Source organism: Amycolatopsis sp. 195334CR (assembly GCF_017309385.1).
Classification (GTDB): domain Bacteria; phylum Actinomycetota; class Actinomycetes; order Mycobacteriales; family Pseudonocardiaceae; genus Amycolatopsis.
The window spans coordinates 738918-759098 of the sequence record NZ_JAFJMJ010000003.1 but is presented as its reverse complement, the minus strand read 5'-3'; the positions used below and the strand labels follow the sequence as shown (position 1 = coordinate 759098).

Below are 20181 nucleotides of genomic sequence, written 5' to 3'. Positions count from 1 at the left end.
CACGTCGGCGCGGTGTCAATGCCCCGTCCGGCGGCCGATGGGCGATACTGGCCCCTCCAGGGCAAGGCGAAGGGGGAGCGAGGGGTGGACGGGGAGGCGGCCGGGCGGCCGGTGACGATCCGGGAGGTCGCCGACCGCGCCGGGGTCTCGATCAGCACGGTCTCGCACACCTTCTCCGGGCGGCGGCCCATTTCCGCCGCGACCCAGGCGCGGGTGCGGGAGGCCGCCGCGGAGCTGGGTTACGACCCGAACCCGAGCGCGCGCTCGCTGCGGACCGGCCGGTCCGGCCTGGTCGGGCTCATCCTGCGGCCGCGCTACGCGGTGGCAGGCACTCCCGATCGCGCGGAGACGTTCAACCGGCTCGTCGGCGCGGTCGCGACGGAGACGCTGCGGCACCGGACGGGCCTGATCCACGTGCCCGACCTGCACGACCCCGCGGTGGCGAGCGTGCCGATGGACGGTTGCATCGTGGCCCACCCGTACGGCGGGGACACGGCGCTGGCTGAGTTGCTGGGCCGTGGCCTGCCCGTGGTCACCGTGGAGGAGGACCCGGACCAGCCGGACCTGCCGTGGGCCGTCCGGCTGGACTACCCGCCGGTGGTCGAAGCGCTGCTGGAGCATCTGTACGACCAGGGCGCGCGCGACGTCCTGCTGCTGTCGGGCACCGAGGACAACGCGTGGAACCGGCGTCCGCGCGAGACCTACCTGGCGTGGTGTTCGCGTCGCGGGCTGGCACCGCGGACCGGGCTGCTGAGCGAGGGCTTGAGCATGGCCGACGCGGCCGAGTTGGTCCAGCCGCTGCTGGCCGACCCGGACCGCCCGGACGCGATCGTGGTCGCGACGAGCGACTTCGCCGCGCTGATCGCCGAAGTCGCCGCGGCGCAAGGGCTGGGCATCCCCGACCAACTGATGCTGGCGGCCCTGACCGACAGCGAACACACCCGCGCCAGCACCCCGCCGATCACCGCGATGGACCTGACCCACGAAGCACTGGCCGAGCGCGCGGTGGAGCTGATGCTGGCCCGCCTCTCCGGCGCGGAGACTCCGGCGGGCCCGGTGTTCCTGACGCCGGACCTGCGCCTGCGGGAATCGACCCGCCGGAGCGGTTGAAGCTTGGTGTCCAAATTGGACAGCCCTGAGGTGTGCCCACGGGTTCCGGCCGGAGGGGGTACCCGTCCGCAGGACACCGACAATGAAGGTTCAGGAGCTCATCGAGCACCAGGGCGGGCACGTGTTCTGCCGCTGGGGGTTCCACCGGTGTGGCCTGAGCCAGGACCGCGGCGGCCGCCTGATCCCATTGCTTTCGCCAGTGCGCGCGCACCCGCTGCTCGTCCTGGCCGAGCGCGCCGACAGCCAGCGACCGGACGAACTCTCAGGTCGTCTCCCAGGAAGGCAGTTGCGCACCTCGTGCCGCCGCCGACAACGCCGATTTCGAGGCCATCGCACCAAGATCCTCGCGCATGGTGGCGTATGACGGTTTCCCGCGTGCTGCTTGAGCTCCCACAGTGCCAGCCGTGGCCCGGCGCGCCTTTCCCCCGATCGTGTCGTGCACCCCTGCTTCGCATCGACCGGCATTTTGTCCACAATGGACCGGAGCGTGCCCCTTGACCCGGTCTCCGCCGGTGCTGTTTGGTTGGGGGCACCCTGGGGAAGGAGGCGCCGATGCGGTCGATTCGTTCAGCTTTCCTTGTGATCATTATGATTTCGGCGCTCGTCGCCTGCGGGGACGAGCCGGGGCCCGAAAGTTCCGCCAAGGTCACCTACCTGACGTCGTTCAGCACGTTCGGGCGGGACGCGTACGCGTTCGTCGCGCAGGAGAAGGGGATCTTCGCCGAGGCAGGGCTCGACGTCACCATCAACCCCGGCAGTGGCACGGTGGACGTGCTCAAGCTGGTGGCGGGCGGGCGCGCGCACTTCGGCATCGGCGACCTCACCGGCACGATGATCACGGTGGCCAAGGAAAAGCTCCCGGTCACCGCGGTCGCGGCGATCCACCAGCGCACCGTCGCGGCGATCATCGGGCTCGAGGGCGGTGGCATCACCGAGCCCACCGACCTGGTGGGCAAGCGGATCGGTGACCCGGCCGGGTCGACCGTCGGGTTGATGTTCCCCCTGTACGCCAGGGCCGCGGGCATCGATCCCGGGTCGGTCGAGTTCGTGCCGTCCGCGCCGCCCGCCCTGCCGCAGCTGCTGGTGTCCGGGCAGGTCGACGGGATCGGCCAGTTCGTCGTCGGGCGGCCGCTGATCGAGGCGGCGGCGAACGGGCGCACCGCGGTCGTCCTGCCCTACGGCGACCTCCTGCCCGATCTGTACGGCAACATGCTGGTCACCTCGCGGGATCTGGCCGACCGCGACCCCGAGCTGGTGCGGCGGTTCAGCGGAGCGCTGCTCGAGGCGCTGCGGTACTCCATCGAGAACCCCGAGGAGGCGGGCAGGATCCTCCAGAAGTACCACCCGACGCAGAACGCGGAGGTGGCCGCCGCCGAGATGCGGTTGATGGCCGGGTACACGAGACCGGACGGGTACACCGAGCCGCTCGGCGCGGTCGAGGAGAGCCGGGTCGCGACGGTCATCGACCTGCTCGTGGAAGCACAGGCGATCCCCGGCGGGTCGCTGCGGCCGGCGGACATAGTCGACCACGACCTGGTGCCGGGCGCTCGATGATCGTCGTGGAGCGGGTGTCCCGGGTCTTCGACGGGAAGGCCGGGCGCGTACCCGCACTGGACGGCATCGACTTCGACGTGCGCGAGCACGAGGCCGTCGCGGTGATCGGCCGGTCCGGCTGCGGGAAGTCGACGCTGTTGCGGATCGTCGCCGGACTGCTCGCGCCGACGGACGGGCGGGTGCTCGTCGCCGGGCAACCGGTGACCGGGCCCCGCCGCGACATCTCCGTGATGTTCCAGCGGCCCGCGCTGCTGCCGTGGCGCTCGGTGCTGGCCAACGTGCTGCTGCCGGTCGAGGTCCTCGGCCTGGACCAGCGGCGCCACACCGCGCACGCGCACGAGTTGCTGGAGCTGACGGGGCTCACCGAGTTCGCCGGACGGCTGCCGCACGAGCTGTCCGGCGGGATGCGACAGCGGGTGTCGCTGTGCCGTTCGCTCGTCCAGCACCCGCGCGTGCTGCTGATGGACGAGCCGTTCTCCGCGCTCGACGCGCTGACGAGGACCGAGCTTTCCGCCGAGTTGCAACGGATCTGGCGTGAGCGCCCGTTGACGGTCGTGTTCGTGACGCACTCCGTCGAGGAGGCGGTCGTGCTCGCCGACCGGGTCGTGGTGCTCACCCCTCGGCCCGGCAGGCTCCGCAAGATCGTCGACGTGGACCTCCCGCGGCCCAGGACCGCGCGCGCCGCCGGGGTGGCCGCGGCGGGTGGTGAGCTGTACGACCTGCTGGAGGTGACGGGATGAGCCGCCGTGTGGCCGCGGTCGTGCTGCCGGTACTCGGCATGCTGGTGGTGCTCGCGTTGTGGTGGCTGGCGACGGTCGTGTTCGCGATCGAGGAGTTCCTGCTGCCCAGCCCCGGTGACGTGGTGGCGGCCTTCGGCGAGTACCCGGGCTACCTGCTCGAGCAGGCCTGGGTGACGCTGCTGGAAACCGTCCAGGGGTTCGGCTTGGCCGTCGTGGTGGGCATTCCGCTCGCGCTGCTCATCGTGAGCTCGACGATCCTGGAGCGCACGATCTACCCGCCGCTGCTGGCGCTGAACGCCGTCCCCAAGATCGCCATCGCGCCGATCCTGGTGGTGTGGATGGGTTTCGGTCCCGGGCCGAAGGTCCTCCTGGTGTTCCTGGTGTGCTTCTTCCCGGTGGTCATCTCCACGGCGTCCGGGATGAAGTCGACGCCCGCCGAGCTGGTCGAGCTGATGCGCTCGCTGAGCTGCACCCGCCGCCAGGAGTACCTGAAGCTGCGGCTGCCGTACGCCCTGCCGCAGGTCTTCGTCGGGTTGAAGACGGCGATCACGCTGGCCGTGATCGGTGCGGTGATCGCCGAGTTCGTCGGTGCCAGTTCGGGGCTCGGCTTTGTCATCGTCTCGTCCGGCGCGAGCGCCGACACCGCGCTCGCGTTCGCCGCCATGGGGTTGCTCGGGGTCATCAGCATCGTGTTGTTCTACGGGTTCGCGTACGTGGAACGCCGCCTGCTGCCGTGGGCGGAGGCCCATCGCCCCTGAGTCAGTCCGGCACCAGGTCCAGGAAGTGCCAGTGGGCGCCCGGGGCCAGCCCCGCCAGCGACGCCCCGCACTTCTGCAGCACGACCGGCCCGGACGTGATGTGCTGGGTGCCCGTGTCGAGGTCGCGGAGGTAGCGCTGCAGGTCGCCCCGCCGGATGGCGGTGGTCGCGGCCCACCGGTGCACGGTGTCGCCGACGTCGTGCACGGACCAGGTGGTGTTGCCGAGCATCAGCCGGGTGAGGGTTTCCTGTTCCGTGCTCAGGTGTTCGCCGCGGTCCAGCGTCGCCTCGTTGTCCGCCCACACCTCCATGGCCCACGCGCGGGCCGCCCGGAACCGCGCCTCGGCCCGCGCGTAGGCGGCGTGGAACCACCCGGTGTCCACGGCCGCGTTGTGCGTGCCGGTCTTGGCCGCCACCAAGGCTTTCAGCTCGTCGAGCAGCCGCCGCCCGACGCCGAGCGCCCAGCCGCTGTGCACGACCGCGGCGAGGTTCACCAGGCCCAGCCGGTAGAGCGCGCCACCGTGCACGTTCTCCATGGTGGTGGCCGCGAACGCGTGCGTGGCGGGGACGAACACGTCCTCGCACACGTAGTCGATGCTGTGCGTGGCGCGCAGGCCGAGCACGTCCCAGTTGTCGACGAGCGTCGCGAGTTCCTTGGGGAAGGTGAAGACCAGCGACTCACCGGTCTCCGCGCAGAACGCGGCGGTGTGGATGTGCGTGGCCAGCGGGATACCGGAGGCGAACCCCCAGCGCCCGCTGATCCGGTAACCGCCGTCGGCCCGCACGGCGGTACCGAGGCGAGTGCCCTGCCCGGCGATGACCGCGTGGCGGCCCGCGGTCACGTCCGGGTACAGGTCGGCGACGGCCTCGGCACCGAGGTAGCCCGCGGTGCAGCCGGTGACGAACTGGACGGCCATCACCGTCCAGCCAACGGAAGCGTCGTGGTACGACAGCTGTTCGATGGTCCGCACCACCTGCGACGGCGAGAACTCGTACCCGCCGAGCTCGCTGGGGATGCCGATCCGCAGCACCCCGGTGCTTTCCAGCGCGCGCACCACGTCGTCGGTGAGCGCGCCCTGCTCCTCGCAGTTCTCGGCCTCGGCACGCAGAACGGGCGCGATCTCGTCGATTTTCCTTGCCATGGCGTCGAACTCGGCACTGACGTGCAGGTGTCCCATACCGCCCCCAGGTGCGATGCGACCGCCTCCATGGTAAGGCAAACCCGGTGCGCTAGATCTGGTTCGTGCCTCCGTCGACGTAGACGTTCGTGCCGATGACGTAGCTGCTCTGGTCCGAGGCCAGGAAGGCCACGACCGCGGCGGCTTCCTCGGGCCGGCCCATGCGGCCGCTGGGCACGGTCGCGGCGACGTTCTCCTTGACGGCCTTGGCCGCCTCCTCGTCGCCGAAAGCGGCGGTGCCTCCGGGCGTCTCGATCCAGGCCGGGGAGACCACGTTGACCCGGATGCCGCGGCCCTTGAGTTCGTTGGACCACGTCCGCGCGAACGAACGGACGGCCGCCTTCGATGCCGCGTAGGCGCCGAACGCCTCCACGCCACGGTCACCGGCGGTCGAACCGACCAGGACGATCGAGGCCCCGTCGTTGAGCAGTGGCAAGGCCTTCTGCACGGTGAACAGGGTGCCCCGGACGTTGACCGCGAAGGTCTGGTCGAAGTGCTCCTCGGTGGTCTGCTCCAGCGTCACGAACGCGGCGGTCGCGGCGTTCGCCACGAGCACGTCCAAGCCCTTGCCGCGGGCCCGGACGGCTTGGTAGAGCCGGTCCAGGTCTTCCTGCTTCGAGATGTCGCCGACGATCGCCTCGGCGCGGTCCGCGCCGATGGTTTTGACGGCGGCCTCCAGTTCGGCCTCGCGCCGGCCGGTGACGAACACGTATGCGCCTTCGTCGGCCAGGCGCAGGGCGGTGGCCAGGCCGATCCCGCTGCTGCCTCCGGTGACCACCGACGTCTTGCCATCCAGCTGCCCCATGGTGGGTCTCTCCATCATTCTCGGAGTTGATCGTTCGAGATCGATACTGCCGAACCGGGGCTGTAGGATCCATCATGCAGACTCCAGAGTTCTTTACATATCGTCCAGGGGGTGTCGGTGCTTGGCTTTCGGGATCCGGTGGCTGACGCGATCGGCCTGCTCCGGCCCCGCACGGTGATCGAGCCCAGCCTCCGGGCCGCGGGGGAGTGGGCGCTGCGCTTCGGCGCGTTTCCGCACGTGCGGGTCGGCGGCCTCGTGCGCGGCACGTGCTGGCTGGTTCTCGACGGGCGCGAACCGGTGCTCCTGCACGAGGGTGACACGTTCATGCTGGGCAACCCGCCGCCCTACGTGCTGGCCAGCACGCCCGAGGTGAGGCCGCGCCCGGCGGAGTCGGTGTGGGCGACTGCCGAGGACGGGTTCGCGCGGATCGGCCTGGAGTCCGAAGAGGACCTTTACCTCTGCGTCGGGCACCTCGCGTTCGACGACCGGAACGCCTGCGTTCTGACCGATCTCCTGCCGCCGCTGGTGATCGTGCGCGCGGCCGACCCCCGGGGCAGGCAGCTGGGGCAGCTGATCGAAATGCTGGCCACCGAGGTCGAGGCCACCGCGACCGGCGGATCGCTGGTGCAGAACCACCTCGCCCAGGTCCTGCTCGTGCACATGCTGCGCGCCCACGCCTGCCAGACCGATCAGCCGATCGGCTGGCTGGGCGCGCTGAACCAGGACGGCATCGGTGTCGCGCTGCGTGCCATGCACGCGGACGTGGGGCACTCCTGGACCGTCGGCGAACTCGCTGCCATCAGTCACATGTCGCGGTCCGCGTTCGCCCAGGCCTTCAAGGACCAGATCGGGACCTCGCCGCTGGAGTACCTGATCCAGTGGCGCATGAGACTCGCGCGGGACGCCCTGGCCCGCGGCGAACTCTCGATCTCGGAGTTGGCCTCGGCGACCGGGTACAGCTCCGAGAGCGCGTTCAGCACCGCTTTCCGCCGCGTGGTCGGTTCGTCACCCAAGACCTTCCGGGACGAGGCAAGGGCTTCGACGGCCAGCCGGTCGGCCTGAACGCCCGCGCCGTGCCCTTCACCCGGCCTCGTTGTGCTGGTCGTGGTAGCGGACCATCAGTTCCCAATAGGCCAGCAACAGCGCCATCGACGTCGCTGACGCGACCGCCGCGGTGGGGGCGTGGCGGCGGCGGGCGGCGACCACCCCGGTCAGGCCCGCGACGGTGGCGGCCACGTTGACCGCCATCGCGGTGTCCCTTGGCCGTTCGGCGATCCAGCGTTCTTCGCCGAGCATCGCCCGGCTCGCCCAGGCCCGTTCGTGGGCGGGTTTGCCGAACACCACGGGGTTGATCGCCATCCAGGCGGCGACCAGCGCGGCGTCGCGCCAGCTGCGCCGCCACACCGGGACCAGCACCAGCGGGGCGGACGCCCAGCGCGTCCAGGCACTCCACGGGTGGCAGTGGCGGGCGAACACCGCTCGTTTGAGTGCGCGAAGGTTCGTCATCGTTGTCGCCCCTTTCGCCAGCGGTCGATGACCGCGGGCAGTTCCTGCATGAGGTGGGTGTAGAAGTCGTGCATGTTCGCCAGGCGCCGCCCGGCCACGCTGTCCGCTCCCGCCGCGGCGATGCCCTGTTCGGCGGCGTGCAGCATCGCTTGCACGGTGGTGTTCTGCGCCGACATGAGCCGTGCCCAGGCGTCGTCGGGGCAGCGGTAGTGCTCGCGCCTGCTGCCCGGGGCGGGCACCCGCTCGACCAGCCCGGCGTCACCGAGTGATTTCAGCGCGGTGGACACCGTCCCGGTGCTCGCGCTGAGCCGTTCGGCGATCTCCCCGGCGGTGATCGACTCCTGCTCGGTGAACAGCAGCACGGACAGCACGCGCGCGGTCATGCGCTGCAAGCCGTTGCGGGTCAGGGTCAGCGCGAGTTCCTCGGCCGCGTCGGTCATCGCTCCACTCCAGCTCTGAGGTTTCAGAGATCTCTGAAAACTCAGAGTAGACCACCCGCCTGAGCCGGAACGACGGGGTCGCCTCGGCGAGCCGGGTCGTCGCACACGAGGCCGGAATCGCCGAGCGCGTTGTTCTGATCGAGTTCGGCAGCTTCGACCAGGCCGTCGCCGCGTACGAGAGTGCGGCCTACCAGAAGGCCCTGGCCGCACTCCCCGTCGGCTTCCAGCGAGACTTCCGCATCACCGAAGCCCTCGACTGACGACCGATTCAGGCACGCCGTCCCGCCCGCGCGAGGATGTCGGCCGCCGCGGGGTCGGCCTTGACCGCCTCGTCGAAGGTTTCCTTGGGCAGCACGGTGTTCCCGGCCACGGTCACCGTCTTGGGCGGGGCCTCGTAGCCGTCGGGCAGGACGTCCCAGAAGTTGCCGAGGAAGGCGACGTTCTCCAGCGGCGGGCCCACCTGCAGCACGATCGGCGTGTCGGCCCGGCACACGATGTTCCCCGATGACGCTGATCCACGCGGCGCCGTAGTCGGCGTAGAGCCCGAAGTTGTACGACGTCAGGACATCGCGGATCACGTTGCCCCGGACCACCGTCCCGCCGGCGAACGACGAGCCCTGCGGAGCGGACAGGTAGATCCCGCCGCCGTCCATCAGCGCCCCCATGCTGCGTTCGACGAGGTTCCCGACCACCTGGGTGCCTCGGGCCCGCTCGCCGCCGGTGATCACGATGCCGTTGTGCGGCACATCGTGGATCTCGTTGTGCGCCACGGTGGTCTCTTCGGAGGCGAAGACCAGGACGGCGGGCGAACCGCGGTACTCGGTGCCGATGTGGTGGACGAGGTTGTCCTCGACGGTGACGCGAGTGGAGTTCTGGACGGCGATCCCGCTACCCGAGATCTCAGCGAAAACGTTCCCCCGGACCGCGACGTCGGTACTGCCGTCGATCGCCAGCCCGCCGGCGCCGAGGCGGGTGAAGTGGTTGCCCTCCAGCACCATCCGGCTCACCGAGTCGAGGAAGACGTTGGCCGGTAACTGGGTCGGTTCCGCCGGAACGTGGACATAACCCACGTCGGCGCCCATGTCGATCTTCTGGAACTCGCCGTGCTCGTGGCGGCTGTTGCCGTGGTAGTGCAGGTAACCACCGGTGCGGGTGGGGCCCGGCCAGTTCGCCTCGGCGAAGGTGAGACCGCGCAGCGCGATGTCGTGCACGTCCTTCGCGCTGACGAGCGTCTCGAGAACGTGCACGATCGCGGTGGTCCTGCCGATCTCCTCGCCGGAGCGCGGGCGGTAGTGCAGGACGTGTCGGCCCGGTTCGGAGCGGTCGACGGCGAAGGTGCCCGGCTCGTCGAGGAAGGCCACGTTGTTCTCGAGCACGGACGGTGCGGCGAGGCCGTCCCAGGCCCCGTCGCCCCCTGCGCCGTACCACTTCGAGTCGTAGAGGGACTTGGCGTTGTCGAAGGCGGGCTGGGCCATGGTGATGGTGGTCGAGGAACCGTCTCCGGAGATCGCGGCGACCGACAGGCGGGCTTCGGACCACGGATAGACGCCCGGGTAGACGAACTCCAGTCCCGCGGGATCCGGCCACGACTGAGGCTCCACGCTGTCCGTGACGTAACCGGTAGCTGTTTTCGTCACGCTGCCCGGAAGTCCGGTGGTGCGGGCCGCCCGGGCGGCGGGGCGGCCGTCGACGGAGAGCCGTCGTGGTTCCCGTTCGCCGATCGGGGCGGTCCACACGCCGTCGGCGCCCGCGGACCAGCCGGCGACCTCGCGGCCGCCGCTGAGCACGACCTTCTCCTGGTCGGCCGTTCCGTAGCCGTGGGCCTGGTAGGTCACCCGGAAGCCATGGGTTCCGGAGTCGGCCCGCGCGTCGAAGGTGAGCGGTTCTTCGAGGTGGTGGACACCGGCTCGGAAGGCGACGACGATGTCGCCGGTCATCTCGGCGGTGAGCGCGCGGACGGCTCTCTGGGCCGCGTGCGGGGTGGCGAACGGCCGGTCGAGGGTGCCCGGCCAGTCGTCCTGGCCGTCGGGGGACACGTACAACCTGTTTTCGGGCATGGTGGGGCGCTCCGGGGAGGTAGTTTATGGGATATACTGAGGTGTATCAGCTAAACACGGTCGAGGGACCAGCGTCAAGGGAGCAGCGGGTGGCCGAAGACGACACGCAGCCGGATCCGGAACGGGCGATCGAACTGCTGTGGGGCGCGCGCGAACCGGACCGGCCGGGGCTGAGCCTCGGCCGGATCGTCGCGGCGGCGATCGAGGTCGCGGACGCCGAGGGGCTCGGCGCGCTGTCCATGCGCAAGGTCGCGGAACGGTTCGGCACCACGACGATGTCGCTATACCGCTACGTTCCCGGCAAGGCGGAACTGGTGGAACTCATGCGGGACGCCGTCTACGGGGAGGCGCCGCTGGAACCCGCGGACGGGCTGGATTGGCGCACCGGCCTCGAACGCTGGGCGCGCCGGGCGTGGGGGATCCACCAGCGGCACCCGTGGCTGGTCTACAGCGCGGGAAGCCGCCGCCTGCCGGGGCCGAACATCATGGCCGGGTACGACCACGCGCTCGACGTCGCCGCACGCGGCGGTCTGGCGCCGGCTCAGGTGATCGCGGTGGTGAACCTCGTGGGCGGGTTCGTCGAGTCGGTCGCGCGCCAGGCGGGGGAGACCGCGGAACTCCAGCGGCGCACCGGGATCTCCCATGAGCGCTGGTGGAGCGAACGCGAGTCCCTGTTCGAGCGGCTGGACGCCTATCCGGCCTTGGCGAGGCTGTGGGAGAGCGGCGGCATGGACGAGCCGCTCGACCCGTTCGAGTTCGGTCTGCGGCGCACGCTCGATGGTGTCCAGGCGCTCGTCGACAGCGCGGGGCGTGAGGTAATTCGTGACGAAAATGGGGGAGCGAAGTGCGTGGTGTGCGGGAAGCCGGTGGCCGGGGGAGGGCGGGGACGGCCACGGGACTACTGCTCGAGGGCCTGTCAGCAACGTGCCTATCGCCGGCGTCGGTCTGATCCTTCGTGATTCGCCGAGCCTGAGGCCTCCGGGTCCTCGACGAGGTGTCCCCCGGGTCACCCCCGCTCGCGCGGGGGTGGGTGGCCGCACCGAAGGCGTCCGGCGCCCTTGGCGCCCGAGACCTGCGCCGGTGGTGACCGTCAGGCGGGCAGTGTTCTGAGCTCTGGCTGGATGTACGCCTCTTTCGGGATCTCCGCCGCCACTTCGTCGAGCAGTTCGGGAAGTCGTTTCGTCAGGTTCTGGATGCCGACAGCCAGCTCTTCGCAGGTATCACGAGCCTTTTCGAGGAACCAGCTCAGGATGTCCACGCACGAGGCGCTCCGATCGGCGGGAATGGTGATCTTTTCCGAGCTTTCCACCTTGGCCTTGGATTCGATCGCGGAAACGACGGCCGAGGCCACGCCGATGCCGAAGGCGATCGCGTAGGGGAGTCCGGGGATGAAGCCCGCCAAGGTCAACAGCGTTCCCAGCACCTTGCCCGGTTCGGGGTCATGGGCGTCCAGCCGCCGCATCGCCGCGTCGGCCTGGGCCATGAGTCCGTCCAGTTGCTTCCTGGCCGCTTTGACCAGAGTCGCGTACGTGACGAGCGTGGCACCGAGTTCCGCGTACATCGGCCCTCGGAGGTAGATGAGGAAGTTCATCAGTCCGACGAACTTCTCCATCGCCGCTTCTTTTGCCGTGCTGTCCCAATCCGACATGACGATCGCCTGCTGCGCCCGGTTGAGCGCGGCGTGGTCGGCAAGGGCTTCTTTCACGTCTCCGGAGGGCGTACCCCCGTCCGAAACCTTGAAGAACGCGAGGTGGTAATAGGAGAAATCGATGGGAGGAGCGTAACCTTCGGAATCCGGCCCCAGGTACCCCGTGTCGCTCATGGCGATGTGCTGCCCCGACAGCACCTGCGCGAAGGCCATGAAGTGTTCGGGAGTCGTGCCGAGGTGATCGATCACCGAGCCGACGTATTCGACGTCGAGCGCCATTTCGAGATGAGCGTGGTACGCCACGCTGATCGAAGAGGACCCGGTCGGCTGGACACCGAGTTCGCCGTGGATGTGCAGTTCGTGCTGTTCGCCTTCGATGTTCACGATGCCGGGGACCGACGAATAGACTTCCGTGGTCCGGTTCGCCAGTGCCTCCAGGCTGGCGGCGAACTGCTCGGCGTGCGGCATTTCGCTGGTGTCCACGTCGGCCAGCAACCCGAATGACGGTTTTGTGCCCGGCGCCAGGGGCCATTCGTCGCTCATGATTCCCTCCGCACACCGATTTGCGCCGCGTCGTCAAGAATGGACTGCATTTTCATCCGTGCGTCCTCGTCGGCCTTGGCGTACATGGTGGCCGCGTTCCGCACTGCCTCACTGTGCTGGTGGATGAGGTTCACGAAAGTCTGGTCGAGGGTCAGGATCCGGTTGATCTGCCTGACCCATTCGTGGCCGAACGCCTGATAGCTTCGCTGGAAGGCGCCCGTCTCGCCTTCGTTCCCGCCGAAGAACGTATCGCCGAGCTGGCCCTCCAGCGATTTCAGGGTGTCGACCTTGCCCTGGAAGTGGTCGCGCACCTCGGCCAGCTTCTGCTGAACTTCGTCCAGGCTGGCCGTGCTGACGTGGAAACCGGCTGCGACCCCCTTGGGGGGTGGGTTCGAGTCCATCTGGCCGCCTTGGTGAGAAGATCCTGAATGGTTGACCGGGAGCGTAGCCCGTATCAAGATCAACTGCGGGCGAATCGGCCATCTGCCCATCGTTCGGTGAACGGCTGGAGCCGCTCTTGGGACGCCCCGGTTGTCTCGGCCTGATCGGGCTTCCGGAAACGCGGGGTGAACCGGCTGCCGGCGCTATACGGTGTGCGCATGTCTGTGACGCCGCCGCTGCCGCATGTCACCCGCCCGGTTGCCGCGCCTGCCTGGTGGCAGGTGTCCGGGCCCGGGCTCGTCGCGTTGATCGGGTTGTTCATGCTGACCGTGATCTACCGGTTCGATGGCATGTCGGCGATCCAGCTGGACCTGGGCTTGTCCGGGCAGAGCATGCTCATGATCGGGTTGGTCGCCTACCTGGTCGCGGCGGCGCTCGCGGTACCTGCCGGACTCCTGCTCGGCGCCCGCTTCCCCACGGCGGTGGCCGTCGCCGCGGGTTGCTTCCTGCTGTTGGGCGTTGCGCTGGCTGCCTTCGCCAACGCCGGTGGCCTGCTGATGGTCGGCCGTGTCCTCTCGGGTCTGGGCACGGGTGCGGCCGCCGGTGCGACGGTCGCGCTGATCATGAAGCTCCGCGGGCGGCGGGGCCTCGTCGCCGGGGTGACCGGCGGGCTCGCCGTGCTCGCGCTGGTGCTCGCTCCGGTCATCGGCCAGCTGATCTCCGAAGCGGTCGGGTTCCGGGTGATCCAGCTGGTCGCGATTCCGTTCGTGCTCATCGCGCTGGTGGTCAACGGGGTGATCGGGATCGTCGGGCTCACCTCGGCCAAGCGCCAGGCTCCGCCCGCGCCGTACCCGCCGACCGGTTTCACCGGCGACCCGTGGCGATCAGGGGGCGCCAGCTAGTACGTCTTCGGCCGGGACGACCGGGCCTCGAGGTAGCACCACCCGGTTGACGCAACCAGTTGGTTGCCATAGTGTGGCAACCGAATGGTTGCTATCGGGGTCGGCCTGGTTCGGCCTCGCTCGAGTTCGGAGGCGACGGAGATGACGAACACCCACTCGCGCCCACCGGTGGCCGACCGCGGCGCTTGGCAGGCGGAGATCGACAAGATCCGGATCCGGGAGAAGGCGCACAGCCGGGAGGGCGACGCGATCGCCGCTGCTCGACGGCGGTTGCCGATGGTCGAACTGGACGCGGGCATCGAGTTGGCCGGACCCAGCGGACCGACCACGCTGCTCGACGCGTTCGAAGGGCGGCAGCAGCTCGTCGCCTACTACTTCATGTGGGAGCCCGGGCGTCCCGCGGCGGAGCAGTGCGAGGGCTGCACCTGGTGCGCCACCCAGGTCGCCGAACTGTCCTATTTGCACTCACGCGACATCACCTACGCGGTCTTCTGCCAAGGCCCCTACGCCGAAAGCAGCCGCTACCGCGACTTCATGGGCTGGCGCATGCCGTGGTACTCCGCGCAGGACTCGGTCGAAGAACTCCTTGTCGGGCGCCAGGTCGGCATGATGCACCTGGTGTGCTACCTGCGCGACGGCGACCGCGTCTTCGAGACGTACTGGACCACGCGCCGCGGCGTGGAGACGATGGACAACAGCTACGCCCTCATGGACCTCACGGTGTACGGCAGGCAGGAGCCGTGGGAGGAGTCGCCCGAAGGCTGGCCGCAGGAGTGGGGGACCGGTTCCGGCCACGTCACCCGCATCAACGGGCGCCCCATCGCGCAGTGGCCGCGACTCGAGGCAGGCCACCGCGACGACCTCGGCAACACCACGGCGAGCACCGGCGGAACACCGTCCCACTGTTGCGGGTCGCACGGCGCGTGAGCGGCGTCCTCAGTCGAGGGCCCCGCGCATCTTGTTGCTGTAGTCCGCGAACAGCGGCACCGCGGCGAGAACGATCGCGACCACCGCTTCGACGAGGTACAGGACCTTCCGCACCAGATCGATGGTGTCGCCGAGTTTGTCGAAGATCTGGGTGATCGTCCGGTAGATCGCGCCGAGCACGGTCGGCAGCGGTACCGCGGTCGGCAGGGTACTGCGATCCGCGGCGTCGATCAGCATGAACAACGCGTGCATGAGGTCGGGGATTTCACCCAAAATCGAGGTGATTTCGCCGAAGAGCAAATAGCAGCCGTGGGCGTGTGCTTTGTACTGCAGCCCGCAGTCGGTGATGTCCGCACCCGCTTCGGTGTAGAGATCGCAGATCATGCTGGTGAACCGCTCGGCGAATTCCGAGGCGTCGCCGTTCCAGTGCCGGTACAGGGTGCCCGCCGCGTGACGGGTGGCGTCACCGAGTTCTCGCCAGTGGTCGCCGGCGCCGCACATGGCGTCACCGGCCCGGTAGACTCCGTCCCAGTCGCCCGAGAGCAGCGTGGCGATCGCTTCGATCTCCTTGCGGGAGTCCTGGACGATCGCGCGCCAGATCTCCCGGAGCACGGGGTGATCAGGCGCGCCGCCCGGGACCGCGAGCGAGCCGGGCAGGCCCAGAATGGTGTTGACGAAGTCCTGGATGGTGAAGTCCCCGGGTTGGGGCGTTCGCTGCGAAGGCAGGTCCGTGCCGAAGTCGTAGCCTTCGCCGCCGTGGCGTTCGAGGTCGGCGTCTCCGGAGGCGGGAACGTCGTAGCCCATGGTGTCCCACGCCCGGTCGATCCGGACCGCGGCATCGTTGTCGGACGCCTGGTACAGGGCGGCGACGTCGTCCAGGTTGGTGGTGAGCCTGGTGAGCATCGCCGGAGTGCAGCCTGCCGACAGCCCCAGTTCCCTGGCCAGCTTCTGGTGGTGGATCACGAGCAGGTCGAGCAGGCCGCCCCCGTTCCAGCTCTCCACGTGCTCGTACACCATGGTGTTCAGGTATTCGCTGTTGCCGGCGAGTTCGGTGAATCGCTCTCCGGCCCGCTCGGCGGCGTAGGGGTCCCACGCGAAGGTCATGGCCTGATGCCCCTCAGGTCTCGTCGTGCGGCCGCACGAAGGTCAGCTCGTCGAAGTAGTTGTCGTCGACGGCCCGCGGGGGTCGCTCGTCACCCGGCTCCGGTGGCGGGAAGCCCTCGTGGAGCTGGCCGGCGACGAGGGCGGCGAGGTCGGGCCCGGTGGGGGCGATGACCTCTTGCACGGCGGTGGCGAGTCCGGCCTGGGCTTGCTGCACGCACCGCAGGACCTCTTCGGCGATGCGCCGCGGTTCCCAGGTGCCGACCGAGTCGCCGAGCGTGAGTTCCCGCAGCGCGCCGGTGGCGCTCACCGTCGCGCGGACCGCGCCGTCCTCGGTTTCCGCGCTCGTGGTCAGGTCCATCAGCGCGTCCGACGCGGCCTTGGCCGCGCCCGCGCGCTGGGTCACCCGCTCACGCATCGCCGACAGCTTCCCCTCGATCTCCGCCCGCCCTGTCGACTCCATGAGCCCCTTCCCCTGTCCGCGTCCCGGTGCTTCCGGCGACGGGCGCTGGGGTGCGCGCCCGTCGCCGGCCTCCCCGTCGCTGATCATCACGGCGCGATCGTGCGTGCGACAAGGACGTGCGGCGGTTCCGTACGAACTCGCACAGCTGGTCAGGCGCACGGTGGGGCGTACGGGGTGCCGGGCAGGAACTGGTCCCATTCGGTGGCGGTGATCGGGGCACCGGAAGCGGTGCACAGCCAGCGGAGGGTGGCGTCGGGGTCGGTGCGCCACAGGCGCGCGGTGCCGTCCCGGCTGCCGGTGGCGAGCAGCGTGCCGTCGTGGTTGTAGGCCAGCGTCATCGCCGCGTCGGCGGAGGCGGTGACGGTGGCCGTGCGACGGGGTTCACGGGGGTCGGTGAGGTCCCACAGCCAGACCGTGCCGTCGATGCTGGCGCCGGCGAGTTCGTTGCGGCCGGGGTGGAAGGCCAGCTGGTGCAGGTCGGCGACCGGTCCGTCCAGGGAACCGCCGAGCGGCTTGGGCTCGGCGGGGTCGGCCAGGTCCCAGAGATAGACGTTGTCGTCGGCGGCGGCGCCGACCGCCAGGATGGCGCCGTCCGGGCTGAACACGGCCGAGGTCGCCCCGTCCCCGACCGCGAGCGTGGCCAGCCGGCGCGGACGGTTGAGGTCGGCGACGTCGTAAAGGTAGGCGTTTCCGTCATCGCTGCCCGTCACGAGCAGCTCGCCGTCCGGGCTGAAGCGGGCGTCGTTGAGCGCTTCCTCGGACTCACGCATGGCGGCCAGGCGGATCGGCCGGGTGGGATCGGCGAGGTCGAGCAGCGAGACGGTGCCATCCTTCGTGGCCACCAGCAGTCCGGTGCCCCGGGGCTCGAATTCGACCCACGCCACGGTGGAGGGGGCGACCGGGAACTCGGTGAGCTGCCGCGGCCGGGCGGGGTCGGCGATGTCCCACACGTGGATGCCGCCGTCCCCGGTACCGGCCACGAGCAGGTGACGATCCGGATCGATCGCGGTGGGGCCGCTGAACTTTCCCGGTTGTCCCAGGGCGGGCCGGAGCACGGAGACGGGCGCGGGTTTGCCGGGTTCCGCGGCGTTGACGAGGTGGATGCCGTTGTCCTGGGCACCCGGCCCGACCGCCAGCAGGGGACCGGCGAGCGCCACCGCGAACACCGTGTCGGCGAAGCCGTCGATGACCGGGCCGGGCACCGTCCAGATCCGGGTGATGCCGTCTTCGGCGAGGGTGAGGATCGTGTGCTCGTCGACGTAGAGGGCGGTGGTGAGCACCCCCGCGTGCGGCAGGGTGCGGCGGACCGCGCCGGTCGCGAGGTCCCATTCCCAGAGCTTGCGGTCGGAACTGGCGGCGACGATGCGGTCGCCCGCCGGGCTGAAGTCGATGTAGGTGACCCAGCTGGCCGGTCCGGTGAGCTTGCCCAGCGGCTGGGGAGCCGCGGGATCGGTGACGTCCCACCGGTACACGGCGCGGTCGCTGCTCGTGCCGGCGGCGAGAACCCGGCTGTCGGGGGAGATCGCCACGGAGAACACCTGACCGCCCAGACCGGTCAGGGCAGGGAGGGCGTGCGGTCCGGCCGGGTCGGTGAGGGCGAAGCGGTGGACCGCGCGGTCCCGGCTGCCCGCGGCGAGCGTCCGGCCGTCCGGGGCGAAGGCGACGCTGGTGACCGCCGCCTGTGGCCCGCTGAGCACGGCGTCCTTGCCGGGATCGTCCAGGTGCCAGAGGTGGATCTTGTTGTCCGCTCCGCCCGCGGCGACGGTGCGGTTGTCCGGCGAGAACGCCACCGAGGCCACGCTGCCGCTCGGCCCGGTCATGGTCTTGACCTCGACCGGGACGGCGAGGTCGCGGACGTCCCAGACCCGGACGGTGCCGTTCTCGCCGACCGCGGCCAGCAGGCTGCCGTCGGTGCTGAGCGTGACGGTCGCCGGGCGGCTTCCCACGCTCAGCGGCGGTCCCACCGGCGTGTGCTGACCGGCTCGCGACAGGGCGATCGTGCCGTTGTCCGCGCCGGTGGCGACCACGCCGGTCGTGGCGGCCACGACATGGGTGCCGTCGCCGGGGCTCAGGTAACGGGCGGGCAGGGGACGGGCCGCCGAGTCCAGCAGCGCGGACGTGGCCTCGGCCGTGGGTGACCGCTGGTAGGCGATGGCGGCGAGCTGGGCGGCCAGCGCCGGGTCGGTTTCGCGCAGCCGTTCCGCCTTGACCGCGAGGTCGCGGGACATCGCGAGGGCGCCGTCCCGTTTGGCCGCGTCCTGGGTGCGCCAGGCGTAGAACAACGCGCTCGCCGCGACGACGACCAGAACAACGGCCGCGCTGGCGAACTGGTAGCGGCGCCGGACCCGCCGGCGGGCCGCCGTCTCCGCCGCGTCCCGCTTGCCGACCCCGGCTTCGAGGAACTGCCGTTCCAGCGGGTTGAGCTCGTCCTGGTGCTCGGCCGTCCAAGCGAGTGCCAGTGCCAGCGTGCTGCCCTGGTACAGGTCGTCGGCGGTGCGCCCGTGCTCGCGCCAGGTGCGGGCGGCCAGGGTCAGCCGCCGGTGCACCTGGCGGCCCGCGCGGTCGTCGTCGAGCCAGCCGCGCAGCCGCGGCCAGGCCCGCAGCAGGGCTTCGTGGCTGATCTGCACGGTGTCGTCGTCGGCGGTCAGCAGCCGGTGGGCGATGAAGGTGTCCAGGAGGTCGTCGATCTCTTCGGCCTCGGTGTCCGGCCGGTCGCCGACCAGTTCGTCGCGGCTCACCCGGCGACGGGTGTCGACAGCGGCGTCGCCGACGTGCGCCAAGCGCAGGAACACCGAGCGCGCGACCTGCTGGGCGCGGGCGCCGAGGCCGCAGTAGGCGGACTCGGCGGTTTCGGCGATGGCGTGCCGGAGACCGCCGACCGAGTGGTAGTCGGCGACACCGAGCACCCGTTCGCCGCGGGCCACGGCGGCATCGAAGGCGGCTTGCAGCGTGTGCGAGAGCAGAGGCAGTGCGCCCTGCTCGTGTGCGGCGTCCGGCTCTTCGCGCGTGGCGGGTGACACTTCGCGGACCAGCAGCTCGACCAGCCCGTCGTCCACCGTCACCCCCACCGCGTGCGCGGGCTCGGTGATGGCCGCGCGCAGTTCGGGACCGGTCAGCGGGCCCACCACGATCTGCGCGTCCTGCGACGCCGCCGCCAGTTCCGGGCAGCGCAGGGCCGGTCCGTAGAAGTCGGCACGCAGGCCCAGCACCACCGGGGCTTCCCGGGCCACGGCCGACACGGCGGCGAGGAAGGCGTGCCGGTCGGTGTCGCCGACGTCGGCGGCGAAGATCTCCTCGAGCTGGTCCACCACCAGCACGCCCGTACCACGCCCGAAGGCGGCCGCGTACTCGCTCCACCCGGCCGCGGCGTCGTTCGCCCTGGTTCCGGTCGCCTCGGCCAGCCGCGCCGACAGTTCCGTCAGCGGGGACCGGCCGGGGACCATCACCACCGGCAGCCGTCCGGCGTCGGCCAGCTTCGGCAGCAGCCCGGCCCGCAGCAACGAGGACTTCCCGGCGCCGGACGGTCCCACCACGAGGACCGGGGTGCCTTGCCCGGCTTGGGCGGTGATCTCGTCGAGCAGCCGTTGGGTCAGCGCGGCGCGGCCGAAGAACCGTGCCGTGTCGGTGGTGTCGAATGAGCGGAGCCCCGGATACGGGTTGACCGGGCTGTCCCCGCCGTTGCGGAAGCGGCGGCGCAGCCGCTCCACCGCGGTCCACCACGCCTGCCGCTGCGCGTCATCGCTGATCCCGAGTTCACGCAGGAGCAGGCCGAATTCCTGACCCACGCCCTGCTGCGGCAGGTGCCTTCCCTTGAAGTAACCGTTCAACGTGCTCCGGCTCAGCCCGCCACCGGCATCGGCGGTCGCGTTGGCCAGCTGGCTCAGCGACCGGCCCGAGCGTTCCTTCAACGCCGTCAGGGCTGCCCCGAAAGCCGAAATCGAATCGATCCCGGCCGGGTCGGGTTTTTGCTCCCCCATCAGAAACGCTCCCCGGTGTTGCGCACGTTCACGTAACCGCTCGACAGCGTAGTTCGGCCGTTACTCGCAGCGCCGGGAACATCACCGGATCC

17 protein-coding genes and 2 pseudogenes are annotated in these 20181 nt (G+C 70.3%); 9 read left to right on the top strand and 10 right to left on the bottom strand.

All coding sequences use genetic code 11. From position 1 onward, the window contains the following. The first annotated feature begins 84 nt into the window (after positions 1-84). The 4 genes from JYK18_RS40610 (at position 85) to JYK18_RS40595 (ending at position 4162) form a co-directional block, all read left to right on the top strand. Positions 85-1110, top strand: a complete 1026-nt coding sequence (locus JYK18_RS40610) for a LacI family DNA-binding transcriptional regulator (protein ID WP_307796282.1) — start codon at positions 85-87, stop codon at positions 1108-1110. Between the two features lie 588 nt (positions 1111-1698). Continuing rightward, positions 1699-2664: an ABC transporter substrate-binding protein gene (locus JYK18_RS40605; protein ID WP_206809992.1), complete on the top strand. Its 966-nt coding sequence runs from the start codon at positions 1699-1701 to the stop codon at positions 2662-2664. Continuing rightward, complete coding sequence (locus JYK18_RS40600) at positions 2661-3404, top strand: ABC transporter ATP-binding protein (protein WP_206809227.1); 744 nt, start codon at positions 2661-2663, stop codon at positions 3402-3404. The genes JYK18_RS40605 and JYK18_RS40600 overlap by 4 nt, the downstream gene beginning before the upstream one ends. Beyond that, positions 3401-4162: an ABC transporter permease gene (locus JYK18_RS40595; protein ID WP_206809225.1), complete on the top strand. Its 762-nt coding sequence runs from the start codon at positions 3401-3403 to the stop codon at positions 4160-4162. The genes JYK18_RS40600 and JYK18_RS40595 overlap by 4 nt, the downstream gene beginning before the upstream one ends. A gap of 1 nt (position 4163) precedes the next feature. Here JYK18_RS40595 and JYK18_RS40590 read toward each other — a convergent pair whose 3' ends face one another. Continuing rightward, a complete protein-coding gene (locus tag JYK18_RS40590) occupies positions 4164-5303 on the bottom strand; it encodes an acyl-CoA dehydrogenase family protein (RefSeq protein WP_242583989.1) in 1140 nt (379 codons plus the stop codon). A gap of 88 nt (positions 5304-5391) precedes the next feature. Beyond that, positions 5392-6144, bottom strand: coding sequence for an SDR family NAD(P)-dependent oxidoreductase (locus tag JYK18_RS40585; RefSeq protein ID WP_206809221.1), 753 nt, complete (start codon positions 6142-6144; stop codon positions 5392-5394). Positions 6145-6282: 138 nt separating this feature from the next. On the opposite strand from JYK18_RS40585, the gene JYK18_RS48195 reads away from it, so the two are divergent. Beyond that, positions 6283-7206: an AraC family transcriptional regulator gene (locus JYK18_RS48195; RefSeq protein WP_206809220.1), complete on the top strand. Its 924-nt coding sequence runs from the start codon at positions 6283-6285 to the stop codon at positions 7204-7206. Positions 7207-7224: 18 nt separating this feature from the next. On the opposite strand, the gene JYK18_RS40575 is transcribed toward JYK18_RS48195, so the two are convergent. Further along, complete coding sequence (locus tag JYK18_RS40575; protein ID WP_242583987.1) at positions 7225-7650, bottom strand: DUF6653 family protein; 426 nt, start codon at positions 7648-7650, stop codon at positions 7225-7227. Further along, positions 7647-8090 (bottom strand): GbsR/MarR family transcriptional regulator, encoded by a 444-nt coding sequence (locus JYK18_RS40570; protein ID WP_206809217.1) that lies wholly within the window; start codon positions 8088-8090, stop codon positions 7647-7649. The genes JYK18_RS40575 and JYK18_RS40570 overlap by 4 nt, the downstream gene beginning before the upstream one ends. Before the next feature lie 92 nt (positions 8091-8182). On the opposite strand from JYK18_RS40570, the pseudogene JYK18_RS47305 reads away from it, so the two are divergent. Continuing rightward, positions 8183-8350 (top strand): annotated as a pseudogene (locus JYK18_RS47305) (DUF1330 domain-containing protein); the annotation flags it as partial. A 423-nt stretch (positions 8351-8773) separates the two neighbouring features. Here the strand turns inward: JYK18_RS47305 and JYK18_RS47300 are convergent. Beyond that, positions 8774-9088, bottom strand: a pseudogene (locus tag JYK18_RS47300) (right-handed parallel beta-helix repeat-containing protein); the annotation flags it as partial. 1148 nt (positions 9089-10236) lie between these two features. Between JYK18_RS47300 and JYK18_RS40555 the strand changes: the two are divergent. After that, a complete protein-coding gene (locus JYK18_RS40555; RefSeq protein ID WP_206809215.1) occupies positions 10237-11106 on the top strand; it encodes a TetR/AcrR family transcriptional regulator in 870 nt (289 codons plus the stop codon). A gap of 131 nt (positions 11107-11237) precedes the next feature. Here the strand turns inward: JYK18_RS40555 and JYK18_RS40550 are convergent, their stop codons facing one another. Together JYK18_RS40550 and JYK18_RS40545 are read right to left on the bottom strand one after the other, a co-directional pair. Continuing rightward, positions 11238-12338, bottom strand: coding sequence for a hypothetical protein (locus JYK18_RS40550; RefSeq protein ID WP_206809214.1), 1101 nt, complete (start codon positions 12336-12338; stop codon positions 11238-11240). After that, the gene (locus tag JYK18_RS40545) at positions 12335-12739 is read right to left on the bottom strand and encodes a WXG100 family type VII secretion target (RefSeq protein WP_206809213.1); all 405 of its coding nucleotides are present in this window, start codon (positions 12737-12739) and stop codon (positions 12335-12337) included. The genes JYK18_RS40550 and JYK18_RS40545 overlap by 4 nt, the downstream gene beginning before the upstream one ends. A 198-nt stretch (positions 12740-12937) precedes the next feature. Between JYK18_RS40545 and JYK18_RS40540 the strand changes: the two genes are divergently transcribed. Next, positions 12938-13621, top strand: a complete 684-nt coding sequence (locus tag JYK18_RS40540) for an MFS transporter (protein WP_206809212.1) — start codon at positions 12938-12940, stop codon at positions 13619-13621. 141 nt (positions 13622-13762) lie between these two features. After that, on the top strand, positions 13763-14548 hold the full coding sequence (locus JYK18_RS40535) for a DUF899 family protein (protein ID WP_206809211.1): 786 nt from the start codon (positions 13763-13765) through the stop codon (positions 14546-14548). A 9-nt stretch (positions 14549-14557) separates the two neighbouring features. Here JYK18_RS40535 and JYK18_RS40530 read toward each other — a convergent pair whose 3' ends face one another. From JYK18_RS40530 to JYK18_RS40520, 3 genes are all read right to left on the bottom strand, one after another. Further along, on the bottom strand, positions 14558-15652 hold the full coding sequence (locus JYK18_RS40530; protein ID WP_206809210.1) for a hypothetical protein: 1095 nt from the start codon (positions 15650-15652) through the stop codon (positions 14558-14560). A gap of 13 nt (positions 15653-15665) precedes the next feature. Beyond that, positions 15666-16112 carry a YbaB/EbfC family nucleoid-associated protein gene (locus tag JYK18_RS40525; RefSeq protein ID WP_206809209.1) on the bottom strand — a complete coding sequence of 149 codons (447 nt, stop codon included), beginning with the start codon at positions 16110-16112 and terminating at the stop codon, positions 15666-15668. 149 nt (positions 16113-16261) lie between these two features. Beyond that, positions 16262-20089, bottom strand: a complete 3828-nt coding sequence (locus tag JYK18_RS40520) for a hypothetical protein (RefSeq protein WP_206809207.1) — start codon at positions 20087-20089, stop codon at positions 16262-16264. Positions 20090-20181: the final 92 nt, after the last annotated feature.